The 20,531-nt window shown below is 69.5% G+C and carries 18 protein-coding genes; 11 read left to right on the top strand and 7 right to left on the bottom strand.

Annotation, left to right across the window (positions count from 1 at the left end; translation table 11 throughout):
* Window positions 1-87 precede the first annotated feature (87 nt).
* The 3 genes from olsF to PG878_RS17150 all read left to right on the top strand — a co-directional run bounded on the left by olsF (window position 88) and on the right by PG878_RS17150 (window position 5,226).
* On the top strand, window positions 88-1,803 hold the full coding sequence (gene olsF, locus PG878_RS17160; protein WP_209030621.1) for a bifunctional ornithine lipid synthase OlsF: 1,716 nt from the start codon (window positions 88-90) through the stop codon (window positions 1,801-1,803).
* Window positions 1,800-2,618: a UDP-2,3-diacylglucosamine diphosphatase gene (locus tag PG878_RS17155; protein WP_209030622.1), complete on the top strand. Its 819-nt coding sequence runs from the start codon at window positions 1,800-1,802 to the stop codon at window positions 2,616-2,618. The genes olsF and PG878_RS17155 overlap by 4 nt, the downstream gene beginning before the upstream one ends.
* 637 nt (window positions 2,619-3,255) lie before the next feature.
* The gene (locus tag PG878_RS17150; RefSeq protein WP_209030623.1) at window positions 3,256-5,226 is read left to right on the top strand and encodes a tetratricopeptide repeat protein; all 1,971 of its coding nucleotides are present in this window, start codon (window positions 3,256-3,258) and stop codon (window positions 5,224-5,226) included.
* A gap of 66 nt (window positions 5,227-5,292) precedes the next feature.
* On the opposite strand, the gene PG878_RS17145 is transcribed toward PG878_RS17150, so the two are convergent.
* Window positions 5,293-5,679 carry a hypothetical protein gene (locus PG878_RS17145; RefSeq protein WP_209030624.1) on the bottom strand — a complete coding sequence of 129 codons (387 nt, stop codon included), beginning with the start codon at window positions 5,677-5,679 and terminating at the stop codon, window positions 5,293-5,295.
* A gap of 362 nt (window positions 5,680-6,041) precedes the next feature.
* Here PG878_RS17145 and PG878_RS17140 point away from each other — a divergent pair, with 362 nt between their 5' ends.
* From PG878_RS17140 to PG878_RS17130, 3 genes are all read left to right on the top strand, one after another.
* Complete coding sequence (locus tag PG878_RS17140; RefSeq protein ID WP_209030625.1) at window positions 6,042-6,716, top strand: hypothetical protein; 675 nt, start codon at window positions 6,042-6,044, stop codon at window positions 6,714-6,716.
* A 194-nt stretch (window positions 6,717-6,910) separates the two neighbouring features.
* Window positions 6,911-7,603 carry a hypothetical protein gene (locus PG878_RS17135; RefSeq protein ID WP_244672563.1) on the top strand — a complete coding sequence of 231 codons (693 nt, stop codon included), beginning with the start codon at window positions 6,911-6,913 and terminating at the stop codon, window positions 7,601-7,603.
* A 132-nt stretch (window positions 7,604-7,735) separates the two neighbouring features.
* On the top strand, window positions 7,736-8,809 hold the full coding sequence (locus PG878_RS17130; RefSeq protein WP_209030626.1) for a metal-dependent hydrolase: 1,074 nt from the start codon (window positions 7,736-7,738) through the stop codon (window positions 8,807-8,809).
* Window positions 8,810-8,816: 7 nt separating this feature from the next.
* Here PG878_RS17130 and PG878_RS17125 read toward each other — a convergent pair whose 3' ends face one another.
* The 5 genes from PG878_RS17125 to PG878_RS17105 form a co-directional block, all read right to left on the bottom strand.
* Window positions 8,817-9,644: a class I SAM-dependent methyltransferase gene (locus tag PG878_RS17125; protein ID WP_209030627.1), complete on the bottom strand. Its 828-nt coding sequence runs from the start codon at window positions 9,642-9,644 to the stop codon at window positions 8,817-8,819.
* A 23-nt stretch (window positions 9,645-9,667) separates the two neighbouring features.
* Window positions 9,668-10,666, bottom strand: a complete 999-nt coding sequence (gene dusB, locus PG878_RS17120) for a tRNA dihydrouridine synthase DusB (RefSeq protein WP_209030628.1) — start codon at window positions 10,664-10,666, stop codon at window positions 9,668-9,670.
* Window positions 10,667-10,731: 65 nt separating this feature from the next.
* Window positions 10,732-11,337, bottom strand: a complete 606-nt coding sequence (locus tag PG878_RS17115) for a DUF4893 domain-containing protein (RefSeq protein ID WP_209030629.1) — start codon at window positions 11,335-11,337, stop codon at window positions 10,732-10,734.
* A gap of 95 nt (window positions 11,338-11,432) precedes the next feature.
* Window positions 11,433-12,386: a ribokinase gene (locus tag PG878_RS17110; protein WP_209030630.1), complete on the bottom strand. Its 954-nt coding sequence runs from the start codon at window positions 12,384-12,386 to the stop codon at window positions 11,433-11,435.
* A 66-nt stretch (window positions 12,387-12,452) separates the two neighbouring features.
* On the bottom strand, window positions 12,453-13,751 hold the full coding sequence (locus PG878_RS17105; RefSeq protein WP_209030631.1) for a NupC/NupG family nucleoside CNT transporter: 1,299 nt from the start codon (window positions 13,749-13,751) through the stop codon (window positions 12,453-12,455).
* Window positions 13,752-13,966: 215 nt separating this feature from the next.
* Here PG878_RS17105 and PG878_RS17100 point away from each other — a divergent pair, with 215 nt between their 5' ends.
* The 5 genes from PG878_RS17100 (at window position 13,967) to PG878_RS17080 (ending at window position 19,307) form a co-directional block, all read left to right on the top strand.
* Entirely contained in the window at window positions 13,967-14,938 is a 972-nt protein-coding gene (locus PG878_RS17100; protein WP_209030632.1) for an aldo/keto reductase, read from the top strand.
* Window positions 14,939-15,121: 183 nt separating this feature from the next.
* A complete protein-coding gene (gene hemP / locus PG878_RS17095) occupies window positions 15,122-15,322 on the top strand; it encodes a hemin uptake protein HemP (RefSeq protein ID WP_209030633.1) in 201 nt (66 codons plus the stop codon).
* 174 nt (window positions 15,323-15,496) lie between these two features.
* Entirely contained in the window at window positions 15,497-17,719 is a 2,223-nt protein-coding gene (locus tag PG878_RS17090) for a TonB-dependent hemoglobin/transferrin/lactoferrin family receptor (protein ID WP_209030634.1), read from the top strand.
* Window positions 17,720-17,764: 45 nt separating this feature from the next.
* Window positions 17,765-18,319, top strand: a complete 555-nt coding sequence (locus PG878_RS17085) for a Hemin transport protein (RefSeq protein WP_209030635.1) — start codon at window positions 17,765-17,767, stop codon at window positions 18,317-18,319.
* Between the two features lie 49 nt (window positions 18,320-18,368).
* The gene (locus PG878_RS17080; protein ID WP_209030636.1) at window positions 18,369-19,307 is read left to right on the top strand and encodes a DUF6607 family protein; all 939 of its coding nucleotides are present in this window, start codon (window positions 18,369-18,371) and stop codon (window positions 19,305-19,307) included.
* A gap of 203 nt (window positions 19,308-19,510) precedes the next feature.
* Here the strand turns inward: PG878_RS17080 and PG878_RS17075 are convergent, their stop codons facing one another.
* On the bottom strand, window positions 19,511-20,410 hold the full coding sequence (locus tag PG878_RS17075) for a S1 family peptidase (protein ID WP_209030637.1): 900 nt from the start codon (window positions 20,408-20,410) through the stop codon (window positions 19,511-19,513).
* Between the last annotated feature and the right edge of the window lie 121 nt (window positions 20,411-20,531).

The raw sequence follows: 20,531 nt of genomic DNA, 5'->3' as shown, positions 1-20,531 counted from the left end.
TGCGTCCGTCACCTTGCCGTAGCCAGATTGCAAGATCGGTGTCGCCGCCGCGGCCGAAGCTGTGCGCAGTCAGCAAGGGGGCTTGCCGTGCTCGCACTCGAACGCCGTCTTCAGGACCGCTACCCACACTGGTTTGCCGGACGCCGCTCGCGGCTGGTCCGGCCATTGCTGCGTGGTCTGCAGAAATGGTCGGGACTGGACGCGCTGGACGCGTTCCTGGAGGCCAACCGCGACCTGCGTGGGTTCGCCCTGGTCCAGGCCGGACTGGATTTCCTGCAGGCCCGCTACGTGGTCGCACCGACCGCCGCCGAATGCATCCCGGCGCGCGGGCGCCTGCTGATCGTCGCCAACCATCCCTCCGGTGCGCTGGATGCGCTGGCCCTGCTGGACTGCGTGGGCCAGGTGCGACGCGACGTGAAGATCGTCGCCAACGATTTCCTGTGGGCGCTGGAAGGGCTGCGCGAACTGCTGCTGCCGGTGCGCATCCTCGGCGGCGCGCCGTCGCCGGCCAGCGTGCGGGCGATCGAGCAGGCGCTGGCCCAGGAGCAATGTGTGATCGTGTTTCCGGCCGGCGAGGTCTCGCGGCTGGGGTGGGGCGGCGTGGCCGATGGGCGCTGGCGCCGCGGCTTCCTGCGCTTCGCCCTGCGCACCACCGCGCCGGTATTGCCGGTGCGCATCCATGCGCGCAACTCGGCGTTGTTCTACGGTGCATCGGCGCTGTTCAAGCCGGCCGGTACCGCGCTGCTGGCGCGGGAGATGTTCGCCCGCCGCGAGCGCCGCATCGCGCTCAGCCTGGGCCGCGCCCGCGCGCTGCCGCAGGACCTGCCCGAAGCCGAACTGATGCGGCGCCTGCGCAGCGAGTTGTATGCGCTCGGCCGCAGCGGCGGACAGGCCGCGCCGAGCGAGGAGGCGCTGGTCGCCGCCGAGGATCCGGCGCAACTGGCCACGGAAGTGGCGGGGCTGCGCAGCCTCGGCCATACCCTGGACGGCAAGCAGATCCGCGTCGGCCGGCTGCGCGCCGGCTCGGCGCTGCTGCGCGAGATCGGCCGTCTGCGCGAACTGACCTTCCGTGCGGTGGGCGAGGGCACCGGCCGGCGCCTGGACCTGGACGACTACGACACCTGGTACGAGCACATCGTGCTGTGGGACGGTGCCGCCACCCGCGTGGTCGGCGCCTACCGCGTCGCCCGCGGCGCACCGGTGCTGGCCGAACGCGGCCTGGCCGGTTTCTACACCGCCGAACTGTTCCGCTACGGCGAGGCCATGCTGCCGCGCATCGCCGCAGGCATGGAACTGGGCCGCAGCTTCGTGGTGCCCGACTACTGGGGCAGCCGCAGCATCGATTACCTGTGGCAGGGCATCGGCGCCTACCTGCAAGACCATCCGCAGGTGCGCTACCTGTTCGGTGCGGTATCGATCAGCGCCGCGCTGCCGTACGAAGCGCGCGAGCAGATCGTGGCCTACTACGCGCGCTACTACGGCGACGCCAGCGGCGAAGCCGCCTCGGCGCGGCCGTTTCCGTATCCGGAAGCGCCGCCGGCGTTCGACGAACTGGACGCCGACACCGCCTTCAAGGTGCTCAAGGGCAACCTCGACGCGCTGGGCGCGGCGGTGCCGATGCTCTACAAGCAGTACACCGATCTGTGCGAGCCCGGCGGCGCGCGCTTCCTCGCCTTCGGCGTGGACCCCGCGTTCAACGACGCCGTCGACGGCCTGATCGAGCTGGATCTGCAGCGCATCCGCGGCAAGAAGCGCGCGCGCTACCTCGAACGTCCCCGCAACGAAGCAGAGGTGGTGGCATGAGTCCGCTCAACAGCCTGGCGCCGCGTCGCGCGGTGTTCGTCTCCGATGTGCACCTGGGTGCGCCGCATTGCCATGCGCGCGAGATGGCCGATTTCCTCGGCGGCCTGCGCTGCGACCAGCTGTACCTGGTCGGCGACATCGTCGACTTCTGGTGGATGGCCCAGCGCCGCGCGGTGTGGGGCGCTGCGCACCAGCGCGTGGTCGATGCGCTGCACGCGCTGGCGCGTGGCGGTACCGAGCTGATCTACGTGCCGGGCAACCACGACCGGCCGATCCGCCGCTTCTGCGGGCTGGCGCTGCCGGCCATGCAGGTGCGCCGCCGCGCGGTGCACGCCACCGCCGACGGACGCCGCCTGCTGGTGGTGCACGGCGACGACTACGACAGCGTGACCCAGTTCGGTGGCCTGCAGGAAAAGTTCGGCGACTGGCTGTACTACCGCATCCTCACCGGCAACCAGGTGACCAACCGCGTGCGCCGCCGCCTGGGCATGCGCTATTGGTCGCTGGCCGACTACCTGAAGCGGCAGAGCAGCGCCGCCGAACGCTACATCGAGCGCTTCGTCACTGCCGGCCTGGACGACGCGCGCCGCCGCGGCCTGGACGGGGTGATTTGCGGCCACGTGCACCGCGCCGGGCTGTTCGAACGCGACGGCCTGGTCTACGCCAACGATGGCGATTGGGTGGAAAACCTCACCGCACTCGCCGAGGAGGCCGACGGCACGCTGCGCCTACTCTCGCACCGCGGCGAGGTGCTGCGCGAACTGTCGCCGCGCCTGCGGCTGGTGAAGGAGAATGCCTGGCCGCGTGCCGCCTGAATCAGGAGATCGTGCCAGGCGGCGCTGCACAGCCTGGCGCGTGACTGGCAGGTCGGTGCGCTCGACTGGTGCCGCGCCTGCGCGCCGTACCGCTGCCCTGGTCGCGATCGCCCCGGGCCTGGCGCCGCCGTCCCTGCATTGGACGGAAGCGTAGAACCCGGTGTGACCGCTATTCCACGATGACTCGTGTGTGGTGCGCATCACCACCGCGCGCGCTTGCCCGGCTTCCGTGGCATCGGGTCTACTGCGATGCGTCGGCGCGGCATGCACGGGCAGGAACTCACGTTCGCGCCCTGGCGTCGCGCTGATCCATGGCGCGGCGGCGCGCGTGCGCCGCATTCCGATCAGTTCTGGAGTTGTGGAGACCGTGAAACCAGGGAAGGCGTTGTGCGGCCCGTCGCGTCGATCCATGGGGACGTGGGGCGGCTGGGCCTGGTGCGCCGTTTCCGGCGATCGCGTCCAGGCGCATGTCACCGCGCCTGGCGCGCGGCCGTGGACATGCCTGCGTTTGGCGTGCCTTGGCGTCCTGCTCGCGACGAGCGCGGCCTCGATCGCGCAGAACACGGTCTATGGCTGCGCGGAGCCCGCGGCGCCGCGCCAACTTCCCGATCCGCTGCTGTGCGTGCAGCAGGCGGGCGTGTCGACTCTGCACACGGCGGGCGATGCGCGGGTCGAGGCATTGTTCGCACGTGCCAAGGAACAGCTCGACGGCGGCCGCCTCGACGCTGCCGAACAGGCGCTGGACTGCGCCGCGTCCAACATCGGCGATGCCGGCGATACCCGCTTGCGCTACGAACTCACCCGCCGCCGCGGCATTCTCGACTTTCGCCGCGAACGCCTGCCGCAGGCGCTGGCGCGCTTCGAGTGCGCGGCCACGCTGTCCCGGTCGCTGCACGACCGGATGGGAGAAGCGCGCGATCTGAACAATGTCGGTGCGGCGCTGCGCCGGCTCGGCGATTTCCGCGGCGCCCTGCGCAACCTGACGCTTAGCCTGGACATCCAGCGCGCGCGTGGTGCGGTCTCTGCGTCCGTGCTCACCAATATCGCCGACGTGTATCGCGAACTGCGCGAGTCCGATACCGCGATGCGCTACTACCGCGATGCGTTGGCTACCAACCGCGCGCAGGGCGACGCCATCGAGGCCGCGCACGTGCAGGAAACCATGGCCGAGCTGGCGCTCGACAGCGGCGACACGCCGCAGGCGCTGGCCTGGTTGCAGGAGGCGCTTGCCGTGTACCGCGCGCAGGGCCGCCGGGTGTACGAACTGCGTGTGCACGATGGCCTGATCCGCGCGGCATTGGCGCTCGGCGACGTCGCGCAGGCGCAGCGCTGGAGTTCCAGTGCGTTGGCGCTCGCCGAGGCATGGGCGCTGCCGCTGCCGTCCGCGCTGCAGTTGCAACTGGCGCGGACGGCCCGCCTCGAAGGCAACGCCGCCGCCGCCGCGGCCCGCTTGCGTTCGGCGCTGGCGGCGGCCGCCGGCGGCGATCCGGTGCGGGTGCCGTTGCTGGAGGAATTGGCGCGGCTGCAGGAAAGCAGTGGCGATACGGCGGCGGCCATCGCCACGCTGCGGCGCGCGAACGCGGAGGCCGCGGCGCTGGTACGCGCGCAGCACGATCGCCAGTTGGACTGGCTGCGGATCCGTTTCGACACCGCCGAAAAGCAGCGCACCATCGACGCCTTGCAAAGCGAGAACCGTCTGCGCCAGGTCCAACTGCGCCAACGCACGTTGCTGCTGTGGCTGGCGCTGGTGTCCGGCGTCGCCGCCGCGCTCGGTCTCTGGCTGTGGCTGCAGCGTCGCCGGCAGCGCGAACGTGTGCTGCAAGCCGCACGGCAGGTCCGCCACGAGGAGCAACTCGCGCGCTATCGGCGCGAGGCCGATGCGCTGGCCGAGGATCGCAGCCTGCTGCAGACCCTGCTCGACAGCCGTAAGGACGCACTGTGCCTGCTCGATGCCGAGGGCCAGGTGCTGGCCACCAATCGTGCCGGCCGCCTGCTGCTCGGCGGTGCGGACGACGCCGAACCGGTCGGGCAGCCGGTGTTCGCCTGCGTTGCCGAGGGCGACCGCCCGGCGTTGCAGGCGGCGCTGGAGCGGATGGAGGACAGCGCCGCGCAGCGCCTGGAGATCGTTGCACGGCATGGCACGCCGCTCGCCGTGACCTTCGCGCCCTGGCGCGGCGGCGATGGCCTGATCGTGCTCGCCCTGCAGGAACGCGACAGTGGCGCGGTGGCGGACGCCGCGCCGGCCGAGCACACGCCAGCGAAGGCCGCCGCGCCTGCGTTGCGCGATGCCTTCCGGCGCGCGCTGGTCGACCTGATGCTGGCGGTCATCGACACCTGGGAGCGCGCCACGGCGACCGGCCGGCTGGAGTTGGCCGAGCGTAGCCGGATCTGGCGCGTGAACATCGACGACGGCCGCCTGCGCGCGCGGGCGATGGAGCGCTACCTGGCGGTCTCCAAATTGCCCAGCAATCCGCGCTGGCGGGATGTGCTGCGCTCGGCCTATTTCGTGCTCGCGCACTGCGAGGGGCTGTCGGCGGACGCGCGCGCCGCCTTGCAGTCCAGGATCGATACTGTGCTGGCCTACACCCGCCGGGACGCGCTCGGCTGAGCGTGCCTGGCACCCGTGCCGACGATTGTTGGCCGGCCTGAGACGCAGCCGCGCCTGCACGGTGCGTCAGCGCCCGCGCTTGGCCGGGCAGACCACGCAGGCGCCCTTCAATCCTTGCTCCATGCGGTAGGCGCTGTGGTGATCCCGTGCCAGGAAGGTTGTCGGACCAAGCACGATGGGCTTGGCCGATCGCGACGGCGCCACCACCTCGCAATAGGCGGCGATGGTGTTGAGCGTATTGGTGTACGGCTCGTGGCTATCGACCACGCCGCACTTGTCCATCGTCTGCCGCAACTGCTCGCCGTCGAAATCGAATTTCACCACGACCTCCGGTTCCTGTTCCTGCTCCAGGCACCAGTCCGGCGGCAGGGTGTCGTGGCCGTGGGCGGCCAGGGGTAGGGTCAGCAGCACCGCGACGAGGGCGGCATGGAAGAGGGAACGGTGGGTGGGCATCGGAACCTCGCAACGCGCAGAGAAGAGACCAGCAGCCTACGAAGGGCGGTGGTGCGGATTCCAGCGCATCCGCGGGTATAGATCGGGAACAAATCCGCCTAAAGCCTTGATTTTTCAGCCATGGCCTCCGTGCCCCAGGTGCGGGGCGCGCCACTGTGCAGTCGCTACGCCTGGCACTGCGTCGCCAATCCGACCCGGTTCGTTCCGTGGGCGGCCCGGCTTCGCCCTCGTGCCGCGCCGACGTGCTGCCTAGCCTGGAATCGCCGGATCGCAGCGCCTGCCGATGCGGCGGTGGCCATCCCCCGGGGGCGATCCACGCATCCCAGCCATCTCCAATCCTTCCATATAGCGAGAGAACACTCATGAAGAAGAAGTTCCTTGTCGCAACCGCCCTGCTGGCGGGCAGTGTCGTCGGCGCCCCTGCGCTGGCGGCCGAAAACCCGATCGACCAGGCCGGCATCCAGCACAACATGTACCTGGGCTGCCTGATGGACCTGAACGCCACGGCCGAGGACGCGCTGACCCTGCTGGTCAAGAAGTGCGGCTATGCCCCCGGCGTGCCGCTGGAGCGGTACATCGCCACGCAGCAGCCGATCGTCGATGCGATCGATCCGACGCGGTCCCTGACGGAAAACCTGCCCGCACTGCGCCAGCAGTTCAACGCCTACGAGTACTCGTTCCTCGTTCGCATGGACCAGATCGTCGAGAACGCTGCGGACATGGATGCCGCGGCGGCCCAGTTCGAGGCGCTGGAGCGCGAGGCCATCGCGCGGCTCGATCCCAAGTCCGAGAACGGCGCGCTGATCCTGGGCGGGCTGAGTGTGGCCAGGCACTCCAATAGCTACTGGTCCAAGCAGGCGGCGGGGAGCGGTGTCACTTCGAAGGGTCGGTTCTGGAAGTGGCTGGCCGTCGTCGTGAGCGACGTGGGTGGCTATTTTCTCTCCAATCACGATGTCGGAACGGCGGCCACCGTCTCCAGCCAGGCCCACGACGTGATCTTCGGCACGACGACCCCGACTCCCAATCCGCAGCCCTGAGTCGATCCATCTACCTGCCAGCCTTCGGGGACACCCCATCCTGCTGGCACGTCGAACGGGAGGGCGCTCGATGGGCGCCTTCCCGTATGTCGCATCGCGCCATGTGTCGGTGCGCCGGCGTTCGCCTTGCACGGGGCCTATGCAGGAACGTCGGAAGACCTGGTCACCCCTCTATCCATTGCACGAGAATGTTCATGAACAAAAAGCTCCTTTTCGCGACCGCCATCCTCCTGGTCGGCAGTGCCTTCGGCGCCGCCCCTGCGCTGGCGGCCGAGAACCCGATGGACCAGGCGGGCATCCAGCACAACATGTACCTGGGCTGCCTGATGGACACCAACGCCTCACCCGGCGAGGCCCTGGCCGCGCTGGTCGAGAAGTGCGGCTACAACCCCGGCATGCCATTGGAGCGCTTCATCGCCACGCGCAAGCCCATGGTGGATGCGATCGACCCGACCCGACCGATGACCGAGAACCTGGCTGGACTGCGCCAGCAACTGAGCGCCTACGAATTCTCGTTCATCGTGCGCATGGACCAGATCGTGCAGAACGCCAAGGACATGGGCGCGGTAGCGATGCAGTTCGAGGAATTGGAGCGGGAGGCGATCGATCGGCTCGATCCCAGGTCGAAGAACGGCGCGCTGGTCCTGGGTGGGCTGAGCGTGGTCAGACACTCCACGCGCTACTGGTCCAAATTTGCGGCCGACACCACATCGAGACAGGCTGCGCCTCCAGACACGGGCTGGGCGATCGTCGCAGCGAGCGATGCGGTGGGCTACTTTCTCTTTGGTGACAGCGAAATGGCATCCGGCACCTCGTATTTGGCCTTTGGCATCCTCCTTTCACAAGGATATTTCCCACTCTACGCATCCGTAGACTCTTCCCCCTGATCTTGCTTCAGGCAATGCAGATGAAATAAGGAAGGGCGTCCCCGACGGGGCGCCTTTCTTTGCCGGGCACACCGAGAATGCGGCCATATCACCGCTGCGCATTGGGCACCGCATCGCTGCTAGCATCGGCCGATGGATTCCCTCACCCAGATCGTGCTTGGCGGCGCCATCGCCGCCGCCATCGCGCCGGCCGCACATCGGCGTGCGGCACTGCTCGCCGGTGCCGTACTCGGCACTGTGCCCGACCTCGATGCGCTGATCCTGCTGCCGCTGACCCGCGACCCGGTCACGCTGATGACGGTGCATCGCAGTGTCAGCCATTCGCTGTTCGTGCTGCCGCTGCTCGGCTGGCTGATCTGGTGGCTGTTCCGGCGCTTCGGCCACGGGCGCGTGGCCGAAGCGCCACGGCGCTGGTTCTGGGCGATCCAGTTGGCGCTGATCACCCATCCGCTGCTGGATGCGTTCACCGTCTACGGCACGCAGTTGTGGTGGCCGCTCCCGTCATCGCCGACGATGTGGTCGAGCGTGTTCATCATCGATCCCGCCTACACGCTGTGGCTGCTGCTGGCCTGCGCCATCGCCTGGTTCGCGCGTGCGCGGCGGGTGGCGCAGCAGGCATTGCTGGCAGGCCTGCTGCTGAGCAGCGCCTACCTGGGCTGGTCGCTGCTGGCCAAGCACCTGGTCGACCGCGAGGCCGACCGCGCGCTGGCGGCGATGGGCCTGGCGCAGGCGCCGCGCTTCTCGGTACCGATGCCGTTCAACACGCTGTTGTGGCGAGTGGTGGCGATGACGCCGAGTGGCTACGTGATCGGCGAGCGCTCGCTGGTCGCCGACCGCGGGCCGATGCGCTTCCAGGGGTATCCCTCCAACACCCAGGCGCTGGCGCAGGTGCGCGCGCTGCCGGCGGTCCAGCGGCTGAGCTGGTTCAACCGTGGCTTCATGCGCGCGCAGGTCAAGGGCGGCGAACTGGTGCTCAGCGACCTGCGCATGGGCCTGGAGCCGGATTACAACTTCAATTTCGCGGTGGCGCGGCAGCGCGGCGACGGCTGGGAGGCGATTCCGCCGCGGCAGTTGCAGGCCGCCTACCGGGCGCCGGTGGCGCGTGGGCAAATTCGTGCTGCGTTGGTGCGGATGTGGCAACGGATCTGGGTCGAACCGGCTTCGCCTGAGCCGGTCGGCACGCAGGCGTCGCCCGCGGCGCCGTAAGCGCCGCTCAATACACCGTGGCGTGCGCCTGCACGAACGAATAGAAGAACACCGCGTCCGGGTCGCTCTGCACCTGCGCCATTTCCCGGCGCATGCCGGCCACGGTGTCCGCGTCCACCGCACCGGCCTGCAGCAGGCGTTCGGCCGCCGACAGCAGCAACTCTTCCCAGAACCCGATCATGGTCTTGCGCCGCGCCGGTTCGCGGTTGTCCAGGTGCAGGGTCTTGATCTGCGTGCTGACGTCGCGATAGCCGCCGGCCAGCAGCAGGTTGCCGAGCTTGGCGCCGACGAACGGGTCGCCGCCGTGGTCGTACTGGAAGTCGTTGAACGCCATCCAGTAGCGCCACACGTTCGGCGAGTACGGATGCAGCAGGAACGAGGCGTTCATCACCTCGGTCACGTACACCGGCGCCCCCGGCGCCAGCACCCGCCGCACTTCGCTGAGTACCCGCGCCGGCGACGGCACGTGTTCCAGCACCCAGCACAGGAACGCCGCATCGAAGCTGCGCGGCTGGAACGGCAGGTCGCCGGCGTCGGCCTGCTGCAAGGTGTAGCGATCCTGGCACCAGGGCATGCGCTGCAGGTTGTCGCGTGCGGCCTGCAGTTGCGTCTCGCTCAGGTCGATGCCGGTGACGTGCAGCTCCGGGAAGCGCCGCAGCAGCACCTCGGTCTGCGCGCCGACGCCGCTGCCCACTTCGAGCAGGCGCCGCGCGCCGGTGTAGTCGATCTGGTTGAACAGGGTGGCTTCCAGCAAGCGCGCCTGTTTCAGCAGGCGCGCCTGTTCGGTGTCGGAATAGCCGTGCAGATAGGTCGGAGTATCGGGAGACGAGCGCATGGCGGTGCTCCAGGGAGAAAACGTCAGGCGGCGGCGAACAAGGCCGGCGGCACGCCGGCGATCAGCGCGTCGAAGTACTCGGCGGTGAGTGCGAGTTGCGCCTGCGCGCTCTCTGCGCGATTGACCACGGCGCGGAACGCGGCGTTCTCGGGCCGGTCCTTGGCGTACCAGCCCAGGTGCTTGCGGGCGATGCGCACGCCCTGCGCCTCGCCGTAGAAGGCGTGCAGGGCCTGCAGGTGGCCGAGCAGGGTGTCGCGCACGAACGCCAGCGACGGCGTCGGCAGGAGTTCGCCGCTGGCCAGGTAGTGCGCGATCTCGCCGAAGATCCACGGCCGGCCCTGCGCCGCGCGCCCCACCATCACCGCATCGGCGCCGGTCGCAGCCAGCACCTGCGCCGCTTTCTGCGGCGAATCGATGTCGCCGTTGGCGATCACCGGGATGCGCAGCATCGCCTTGATCTGGGCGATGGTCGCGTACTCGGCCTGGCCGCTGTAGTGCTGGTCGCGGGTACGCCCGTGCACCGCCAGCGCGGCGATGCCGCAGTCCTCGGCGATGCGTGCGATGGTGGGGCCGTTGCGGTGGTCGCAGTCCCAGCCGGTGCGGATCTTCAGCGTCACCGGCACCGGCGAGGCCTTCACCACCGCGCTGAGGATGCGCGCCACCAGCGCCTCGTCGCGCATCAACGCCGAACCGGCCCAGGCGTTGCACACTTTCTTCGCCGGGCAGCCCATGTTGATGTCGATCAGTTGCGCGCCGTGGTCGGCGTTGTAGCGCGCGGCCTCGGCCAGTTGCTGCGGTTCGGTGCCGGCGATCTGCACGCTGACCGGGTCCGGCTCGCCGGCATGGTCCATGCGTTGCAGCGACTTGCGGGTCTGCCAGAAGCGCGGATCGGAAATGGTCATCTCCGACACCGCCAGGCCGGCGCCCAGCCGCTTGCACAGCAGCCGGAACGGTTTGTCGGTGACCCCGGCCATCGGTGCCAGGATCACCTTCGGTTCGATCGTGTAGGGGCCGATGCGCATGCTCGTAGTGTAGCGGGGCGCATGCGCTGGCGGACCGGGCGGCGCCGCACGGTCCCGCGCAGCCGTCAGCGCGTCAGTTGGTACAGCTCGAAGCCGTTGTCCTTGCCGTCCAGGATCAGCAGCAGTTCGTTCGGGCCCAGCGCGACCAGGCGGCCGACGCTGTTGCCATGCGTGCCGTCGGAGACATGACCGGGCGCATAGACCGCTTCCGGCTCGTCGTTGACCGTGCTGGCGCCGAGGAAGGCCAGTTCGCGGCTGCCGGCGGACAACGGGTACAGCGTACCGCTGCGCCGCTGCGAGCCGCTGGTCTTGCTCAGGTGGTAGCCGCAGGGATCGCGGCGGATCTCGGCCTTGAAGTAGGGGTAGGCGTAGGCGAAGTGCGGGTCGACCTGGATCGAGCGCACCTTCCAGCGGCCTTCCAGCGTGCCGGGCTGCTGCGGCGTCTGCGCGCGCTGCAGCAGGGTCCGCGCCAGCGCCGCGCCCTTTTCCTGCTCGGCATCGTCGTACTGCGCCGCGATCACCTGTTGCAGGCGGTCGGCGGAGACGGTCACCGCGGCGCGGTCGGCATCGGCGGCCAGGCTGTTCCAGTCGCAGCGCGGTGCCGCGGCGGCCGACAGCGGGAGCAGCAGCGCACACAGCACGGCGAACGGGATGACGGAACGGCGGGGCATCGGCAACTCCGTGTCGGAGGCGTGGCCGGCGCAGCGCCGGCGCTGGTGGGGTGACGGCAGGCAGCGGCGACGGCCGGGACCGTCGCGCCGATCGCTCAGCCGGCCTCGGGGGTCAGCCGCGGCATCGATGCCGCCGCGCCTTCGGCCTCGGTGGAGCGCGCCGCATAGTGGTTGGCGAAGCGCACGTGGCTGGCGAACGCGGCGTTCGGCGACTGCGCCAGCGACGCCACCAGGGCGCCGTTGAAGGCGTCGCCGGCACCGGTGGTGTCCACCGTGTGCGCGGTCTCGGCGCCGATCCGGTAGTAGGGCTGGGTGTCGCCGAGCAGGCGTTCCTCGGGGTGCGAGATGAACGCGCCGACCGCGCCCAGGGTCACCACCACGGTGCCGCCCGGCAGCAGCTTGCGGCACAGCGCGTGCAGGCTGCCGCCATCGGTGGCGGCGACGTCGTCGGCGTCCACGCGCACGCCGACATGGCGCGCGAGCAGGGCGGCGAACTCGGTCTCGTTGGGGGTCAGCACGTCGGCCAGCTTGAGCAGGCCGATGCTGGTCTGCGCATTGGCCGGGGCGGCGTTGAGCACCGTGGTCAGGCCGGCCTCGCGGGCCAGCGCCAGGGTGCCCTCGATGGTCTCGATCGGCGATTCCAGCTGCGCCAGCAGCACCCGCGCCGAGCCCAGCAGCGGGCGCTGCGCCTGCACGAAGTCCAGGCTCAGCGCCGCGTTGGCGCCGGCGCCGATGACGATGGTGTTGCGGCCATGGCCGTCGACATAGATGCCGCCGGTGCCGGTCGGCTCGCTGCTGGCCTCGGCGACCAGGGTGATGCCGTCCTGCGCGGCCAGGCCGCGCGCCATCGCGCCGCCGGCATCGTCGCCGAGCGCGCAGACGAAGCTGGTGCGCGCGCCGGCACGCGCCGCCGCCACCGCCTGGTTGAAGCCCTTGCCGCCGGGGCCGGTGCTGTAGCGGCCGGCGATGGTCGCCCCCGGTGCGGGCAGATTCTCGCACCGCCACACATGGTCGACATTGAACGAACCGACGACGATGACCGAACTCATAGGCATGTACTGCTTCTCGACTGGAACTGAAAAAGGAAAAACGGTGGAGCGGATGTTGCGGCCGGATCAGGCGAAGTGCGACAGCACCCCGGCGATGGTCGCGGTCATGAAGGTGGCGATCGAGCCGCCCAGCACCGCACGCAGGCCGAAGCGGGCCAGGTCGTGGCGGCGCTCCGGGGCCAGGCCGCCGATGCCGCCGATCTGGATCGCGATCGAGCTGAAGTTGGCGAAGCCGCACAGCGCATAGGTGGCGACCAGCCGGCCTTCCGCGCTCAGGCTCACGCCCGGCACCTGGCCCTGGACGATACGCGACAGCTCGGTATACGCGACGAACTCGTTGATGACCACCTTCTGGCCGATCAGCGAACCGACCGTGGTCGCATCCGGCCACGGCGTGCCGATCACCCAGGCCACCGGCGCCAGCACGTAGCCGAAGATGGTGGACAGGTTGGTCGGACGGCCGATGGCGCCGGCCAGGCCGGTGACGTCGCCGAGCCAGGTCAGTGGCGCATTGACCAGCGCGATCAGCGCGATGAACGCCAGCAGCATCGCGCCGATGTTCAGCGCCAGGCGCAGGCCGTCGCCGGCGCCGGCGGCAGCGGCGTCGATCACGTTGCTGGTGGTCTTCTCCACTTCCATCTTGACCGTGCCGCGGGTCAGCGGCGTGCCGGTTTCCGGGATCAGCAGCTTGGCCACCACCAGCGTCGCCGGCGCGGCCATGATGCTGGCCGCCAGCAGATGCTTGGCGTAGAACGCCTGCTGCGCCGGGTCGCCGCCGCCGAGCATGCCGACGTAGGCGGCCAGCACGCCGCCGGCGATGTGCGCCATGCCGCCGATCATCATCGTCAGCAGTTCGGACTCGGTCATGCGCGGGATGTACGGGCGCACCGTCAGCGGCGCTTCGGTCTGGCCGATGAACACGCTCGCGCAGACGCTGGTGGTCTCGGCGCCGGACACGCGCATCACCTTGGTGATGGCCCAGGCCATCACCCGCACCACCGCCTGCATCACCCCCAGGTGGTACAGCACGCCCATCAGCGCGGAGAAGAAGATGATGGTCGGCAGCACCTGGAAGGCGAAGATGAAGCCGTAGGTCTTGGTGTCGAGCAGGCTGCCGAAGATGAAGCTGGAGCCTTCGTTGACGAAGCTCAGCACCTTGACGAACACCTGGCCGAGCCAGTCGAACACTTCGCGCCCGCCCGGGACCAGCAGCACCAGCGAGGCGAAGCCGATCTGCAGGACCAGGCCGGTCGCGACCAGCTTCCAGTCCACCGCGCGGCGGTTGTTGGAGAACAGCCAGGTGATCCCGATCAACACCGCCAACCCGAACAGGCCGAAGCCGATCCTTCCCAATCCCTCGACCATCTGCGTCCCCGGTCCCCGACCAAAGACGGGAAGCCTAGTGCAGGGGGTGACGGCCGGCAAGGCGAGCGGTGTTCAGATGGGGGATTGGGGATTTGGGATTGGGGATTCGCAAGAGCGGGGGGCACCCTGCTATGGCAGGGCGATGTCGGGCAGGGCCGCTACACTGTGCGGCCGCCCCGGCCGTGCCGCGGGTTTGTTCAGCAGGAGGAGTTGCCATGCAATACCGTCGCCTCGGTGCCACCGGGCTGCAACTGTCGGCGCTGTCGTTCGGCGCCTGGATCAACTTCGGCGGGCAGACCGGCCGCGACGAAGCGCGCAACCTGATCGCCGCCGCCTGGGACCACGGCATCAATTTCTTCGACAACGCCGAGGTCTATGCGCACGGCCGCGCCGAGCAGGTGATGGGCGACGTGATCGCCGACCTGCGGCTGCCGCGCGACGGCTTCTGCGTGTCCAGCAAGGTCTACTTCGGCGCCGTCGAGTCGCCGCGCCCCACCCAGCGCGGGCTCTCGCGCAAGCACGTCACCGACGCCTGCCATGCCGCGCTCAAGCGGCTGCGGGTGGACTATCTGGATCTGTACTACTGCCATCGCCCCGATCCCGACACGCCGGTGGAAGAAACCGTGCGTGCGATGGATGCGCTGATCCGCCAGGGCAAGGTGCTGTACTGGGGCACCTCCGAGTGGCCGGCCGAGCGCATCCGCGAGGCGGCGCAGGTGGCGCGCGCGCTGGGCCTGCACGGGCCATCGATGGAGCAGCCGCAATACAACCTGCTGCATCGCGAGCGCGTCGAGCAGGAGTACGCGCCGCTGTACGCCGAACTCGGCCTGGGCACCACCATCTGGTCGCCGTTGGCCTCGGGCCTGCTCACCGGCAAGTACAACGACGGTATCGATCCGGCCTCGCGGCTGGGCCAGGAGCGCAATGCCTGGCTGCAGCAGGAGGTGATCGGGGCGCCGGCGCAGCGCCGCATCGAGCGCGCACGCGCGTTCACCGTGCTGGCCGCGGCCGAAGGCGTGGCGCCGGCGGCGCTGGCGATCGCCTGGTGCCTGCGCAACCCGCACGTGTCCACGGTGATCCTCGGCGCCAGCCGGGTCGCGCAGTTGCTGGAAAACCTGGCTGCGCTGGAGCTGGCCCAGCGCGACGACGCGGCGTGGTGGGAGCGGGTCGACGCCGCGGTGCGCTGAGCACGGCGGGCGTCGTGCCGCCTCGGTGCAGCGGCAGCGAGCGCTGCGGCGCCTCGCGATCTTTGGAATCTTTCGATGTCGGCATTTCGATCTGGACTGCGAATCGAATCGGGCGAGAATGGGTCTTGATTAAGTATTGAGAATCATTATCATCTCGATGCACCCCGTGGATGGAGTTCGACCATGACCGCTCAACCCGTGCTGTTGCGTCACCCCGACACCCTGAGCCTGCGCGAGCGTAGCGTGCCGCGCGCTGTGCCGGCCGAAGAAACCATCAGTAGCCAGGCGCTGCTCAAGGGCCGGCGCGAAGTGCTGATCCAGCACGGCGACCGCGTCTATCGCCTGCGCCATACCAGCAATGACAAGCTGATCCTGACCAAGTAATGCCCTCCGGCCGCCGCGCGCGGCCGGCTCCCCGCTCGATCTGCCGCCACCTGGCCGACGCCCTTGCGCGCCGGCCGCGGCCGCCTCGCAGTCGCGATCCTTCTCTCCCCCTCGGCCAGGCGCGGACCCCGCGCCGTGCCGGTCGAGGGTCTTGCGCGACCACCGATGCTTTCCATGTTCCGTACCGCTCCGACTGCTCCGCTCACCGGCGCGCTGTGGCTGGCCCTGGCCGCCTGCGCGCATGCCGCTCCCGCTTCCGCCGCAGACGACGACGCCAGTGCGGCGGCCACCATCCGCGATTTCGATCGCCTGCAGGTCACCGCCACCCGTACCCAACGCGCCATCGTCGATGTGCCCGGCAGCGTCGACGTGATCGATCGCGAACAGATGGACCGCACGTTGGTCCACGACCTGAAGGATCTGCTGCGCTATACGCCTGGCGTGTCCGCCACCGGCAACAGCGGCCGCTTCAGCGGCATCGGCGGCATCCGCATCCGCGGCCTGGACGGCAACCGCGTGCTGATCCAGACCGACGGCATCCCGGTCTCGGACGGCTTCAGCTTCGGCAGCTACCTCAACGCCAACCGCAACTTCGTCGACATGGATACGCTCAAGCGCGTGGAGATCGTGCGCGGCCCGGCCAGCGCGCTGTACGGCTCGGATGCGCTTGGCGGCGTGGTCGCCTATGTCACCAAGGATCCGGCCGACTACCTGGCGCCGGGCAAGGACAGCTACGTCGGCCTGAAGTTCGGCTACGAGAGCGAGTGGAAGGGGTTGTTCGCCGGCGCGCTGGTCGCGTTCGGCGGCGACCGCTGGAGCGGCATGGCCGCGGTCAGCCATCGCCAGGGCCAGGAAAGCGAGACCCAGGGCGACAACCGCAGCATCGGCGCCGCCCGCACCGCGCCCAATCCGCTCAACAGCGACGGCCGCAGCCTGCTCAGCAAGCTGGTCTACGCGCCCAGCGCCAACCAGCGCTGGAAGCTGACCGTGGAAGGCAACGAGGACTACTCGCGCATCGACGCGCTGAGCAACGTCACCGCCAGCATCCTCTCGCAGCGCGGCCGCGACCATCAGACCCGCGCCCGCGTCTCGCTGGGGCACGAGGCGGACCAGCTCGACACGCTGCTCGCCGACGACCTGCAGTGGCAACTGTACCGCCAGGACAGCCAGAGCCTGCAGCGCACCGACGAACGCCGCAGCAACGGCACGCTGCGGCACATGGAGCACGACTTCGACCAGCGCCTGTACGGGCTGAAGGCGAATCTGCACAAGCGGGTGGAGCAGGGCAGCGCCGTGCACGACATCAGCTACGGCATCGATCTGTCGCACACCGATACCCACGAAAAGCGCGACGGCCACACGCTGACGCTGCGCACCGGCGCGATCAGCAAGACCGTGGGCATGGAGACCTTCCCGGTCCGCGACTTCCCGATCACCGAGACGATCAAGGCCGGCGCCTACCTGCAGGACGAGATCGCGCTGGCCGACGGCCGCTTCAGCCTGATTCCGGCGTTGCGGGCCGACTACTACCGGCTGTCGCCGCAGGTCGATGCGATCTTCGCCACCGACAATCCCGGCGTGGCGGCGAAGAAGATCAGCGACCGCAACGTCTCGCCCAAGCTCGGCGCGATCTGGCGCCTGGACGATGCCTGGTCGCTGTACGCCAACTATGCGCACGGCTTCCGCGCGCCGCCGTACAACGACGTCAATATCGGCTTCACCAATCTGCTGATCGGCTACACCGCGATCGCCAATCCCGACCTGAAGCCGGAGACCAGTCGCGGCGCCGAGCTGGGCGTGCGCTATGCAGGTCCGGCCGTCTACGCCGGCATGAGCGCCTACCGCAACGCCTACCGCGATTTCATCGAGTCCTACCGCTTCGTCGGCTTCAACGCCGACGGCCTGATGCTGTATCAATCGCGCAACGTCGACCGGGTGACCATCCGCGGCGTCGAAGCCAAGGCGGGGATCGACTTCGGCGCACTCGATACGCGCTGGAGCGGCTGGTCGCTGCAGGCCAGCGCCGCCTATGCGCGCGGCGACAACCGCACCGACGGCACGCCACTCAATTCGGTGGATCCGCTGCGCGGTGTGCTCGGCCTGGGCTACGACCGCAGCAGCTGGGGCACGCAACTGGTCGCCACCGCGGTGGCGAAGAAGCGCCGGCCGGAACTGCCGACCTACTACACGCCGGCCGGCTACGCGACGCTGGACCTGCTCGCGCACTGGCGCTTCACCGAAGGTGCGCGGCTCGACGTGGGCGTGTTCAACCTGGCCGACCGCCGCTACATCGACTGGAACATGCTGCCGGGCGCGACCCTGGCCAGCAGCGCGGTGCTCGACCGCTACACCGGCGCCGGGCGCAACGTCTCGGTCAGCCTGGCGCTGGATTGGTAGCGGCGCGTGCGCACGGTGTCGCCAGCGCGGACGGAGCAGGAGCGGATGGCCGCGTTTGCGCCGCTGCCGCGCCCGGCGCAACTGGCCGCGCTGGGCACCGTGTTGTGTCTGTACCGCGCCCGCACCGGCGCCGAACTGATCGGCTGGCGCCACGCCTGCAGTGTGGCCGCGCACCTGGACGTGGACAGCGATGGCGTGCTGGAGAGCCTGCGCTTCTACGACCGCCAGCAACAGTGCTGCTGGCGCCTGTACCTGCTGCCGGACAGCGATTTCGTCGCCTGGGACACGCTGCTGTCGGCGTTGCCCGCGGCGCAGGATGCCGCCGACGGCGGCGTCGCCGAGCGGCTGTGGCGGCGCGTTGCCGGCCGCCTGCGCGGCGATGGCTGGCACGCGCGGGCGCTGCGCCTGCACGCGGCCGATGGCGTGCTGGCGGCCAGCGTCGCCGGCGTGTCGCCGCTCGGCGCCAGCATCGCCCGGCGCATCGCGCGCCTGGAGGCGGCCGAGGGCGATGTGCTGGTCGACGACTGCTGTTGCGCCCGTGCCGGCCGCCCTGCGCCGCGCCCCGATCCCGAGCGGCCGTGGCCGTTGCTGCGGTTGTGAGTGGCCGGTCGCGCTTTCCCGTTTCCCATCCACAACAACACACCTCTCGATGATGAAAGCCCCGCCCCTGTTCTGCGCCCTGCTGCTTGCCGGCAGTCTTCCCGTCCACGCCGCGGACGCCGATCCGGCGCGCGACCGCGCCAGCATCCTGGCGATGCAGGGCGAGTACACGGTGGCGTTCGCCTTCGACGAGACCGTGCTGTTGCAACCCGGCTACACGCGCGCCGCGCCAATGCGCAGCGGTGGCGACGAGGTGGTGATCGTGGTCGAGAACAGTCCGCGCAAGGTGGTGCTGCAGCATCTGCTGGTGGAACCCAAAAGCGGCCACGTGACCAAGCACTGGCGCCAGGACTGGATCTACGAGGCGCCGCAGCGCTTCGAATTCAGCGCCGACCAGACCTGGCAGGTGCGCCCGCTCGATGCGGCGGCCACCCGCGGCGCCTGGACCCAGTGCGTGTACGAGGTCAGCGACGCGCCGCGCTACTGCGGCACCGGGCGCTGGGACTACGCCGATGGCCATCCGACCTGGACCAGCGATTTGAGCTGGCGCCCGTTGCCGCGCCGCGAGTACACCAAGCGCAGCGACTACAACGCGCTGGCGGTGATCAACCGGCACACGCTGACCCCGGCCGGCTGGACCCACGAGCAGTTCAACACCAAGGTGCTGCGCAAGCCCGACGGCAGCCAGCAGGCCATCGCCCGCGAGTTCGGGTTCAACGACTACGTCAAGACGACGACCGTGGATTTCGCCCCGGCCTACGCCTACTGGAAGGCGACCCAGGGCTACTGGGCCAGGGTGCGTGCGCGCTGGGACGGCCTGCTCGGCAAGCCGCCGGGCGTGCACCTGAAGACCAAGGTCGACGGCATGGCGATCATCGTGCCGCTGTTCGGCCAGGCCGAGGCGGTGCAACAGGGCAAGCCGGTCAGCGATGCGCAACTCGATGCGGTGTTCGCGCAGTGGGTAGAGCCGGTGCCGGCCGCGCGCTGAGGACGGCGCCGCGACACAGCCAGGGTGGGGAAGGCGGCCGGGATGGCGCCTTCCCCTTTTTCTTGCGTGTGTCGCGCTGCCGAAGATGGTGTTCGGCGCGGGCAGGTGCGCAGATCGCGGCTCACGCTTTGGGCGCAGCATGTGTGCGCTAACGGGAGGAAAGCGACGCAAGGCAGACGCCAGCGCGGCGCCGCACTGGCGTATCAGCGTGCCGCGTCGTGCGCGTGTGCGGGCGTCGTCGATGGCGACGACGTGTCATCCAGGGATGTGGCCATCACCTGCGTCATCCACGGCAGATAGCGCGACACGCGCACGGCGTGCACGATCTGGCCGTAAAGACCCTGTACGAATGGACGATCCGCGCTCCAGGTCGCCCAGAACGGATGGTCCGGCGGATAGTTGCCCCACGACGCCAGTCCGATCAGTTGCCGCGCGTCGCCCTCGCCAATCAGCAAGGGACCGCCACTGTCGCCGCTGCCGGTGATGCCTTCCAGCGGCAGGGCGGAGGGAGGCGCATCGAAGCGATACGAGAGATAGCGCGGATCGGCGCCGACGATCGTGTTGAAGGCGTGGCGCAGCACGCCGCGGTGGGCGCCGTGGGGATCCTGGCCGGTCTTGCCGTCGCCGGTGGTGCCCTTGCCGATCAATTCGGCAGTCATCCCGACTTCTCCGTCGCCGCGGTACAGCGCGACCGGGGCCACTCCCGGCACCGGCGCAGCCAGCTCGATCAGCGCGATATCGTCGGCGGCGCCGAGCGCCGCATAGAGCCTGGAGAAGTCGTGCGTCGTCAATGCCTCCTGCACCAGCGCATCGGCCGGCTTGCGGTAGCCGGGATGGAGAACGACCCGCTTGATCCTGTACGCCACGCCGCCAATTGACACATCCTGGTCCATGCCCGACATCTGCATCGGTGCCGCGTGCGCGGCGGTGACCACCCACTGCGGCGCGATCAGCACGCCGTGTCCTTCGCTGGGCAGGTCGACCAGCGCCGGGAACGCCGCCGCCGGCATCCGGTAGCGCGTTTCCTCCACGTCCGCCCTGACCACAACGGCGCCAGCCGCAGTGGAGACGGCCAGCAGGCAACAGGCGACAATCCATTTCATGCGTTTCTCCTTTCGATGCATGGCGATTCTACCCGTGGCGCGGTACGCATCGCTTCGTCGTCGGCCACCGCGCATCACGCCCGCGCAGCCTGCGGCGCTCTTCCGAATCCCCAATCCCGAA

It is taken from the genome of Xanthomonas hawaiiensis, assembly GCF_031834635.1.
Lineage (GTDB): Bacteria > Pseudomonadota > Gammaproteobacteria > Xanthomonadales > Xanthomonadaceae > Xanthomonas_A > Xanthomonas_A sacchari.
The sequence above is the reverse complement of the archived record's forward strand: the minus strand, read 5'-3'. Positions and strand labels throughout refer to the sequence as shown.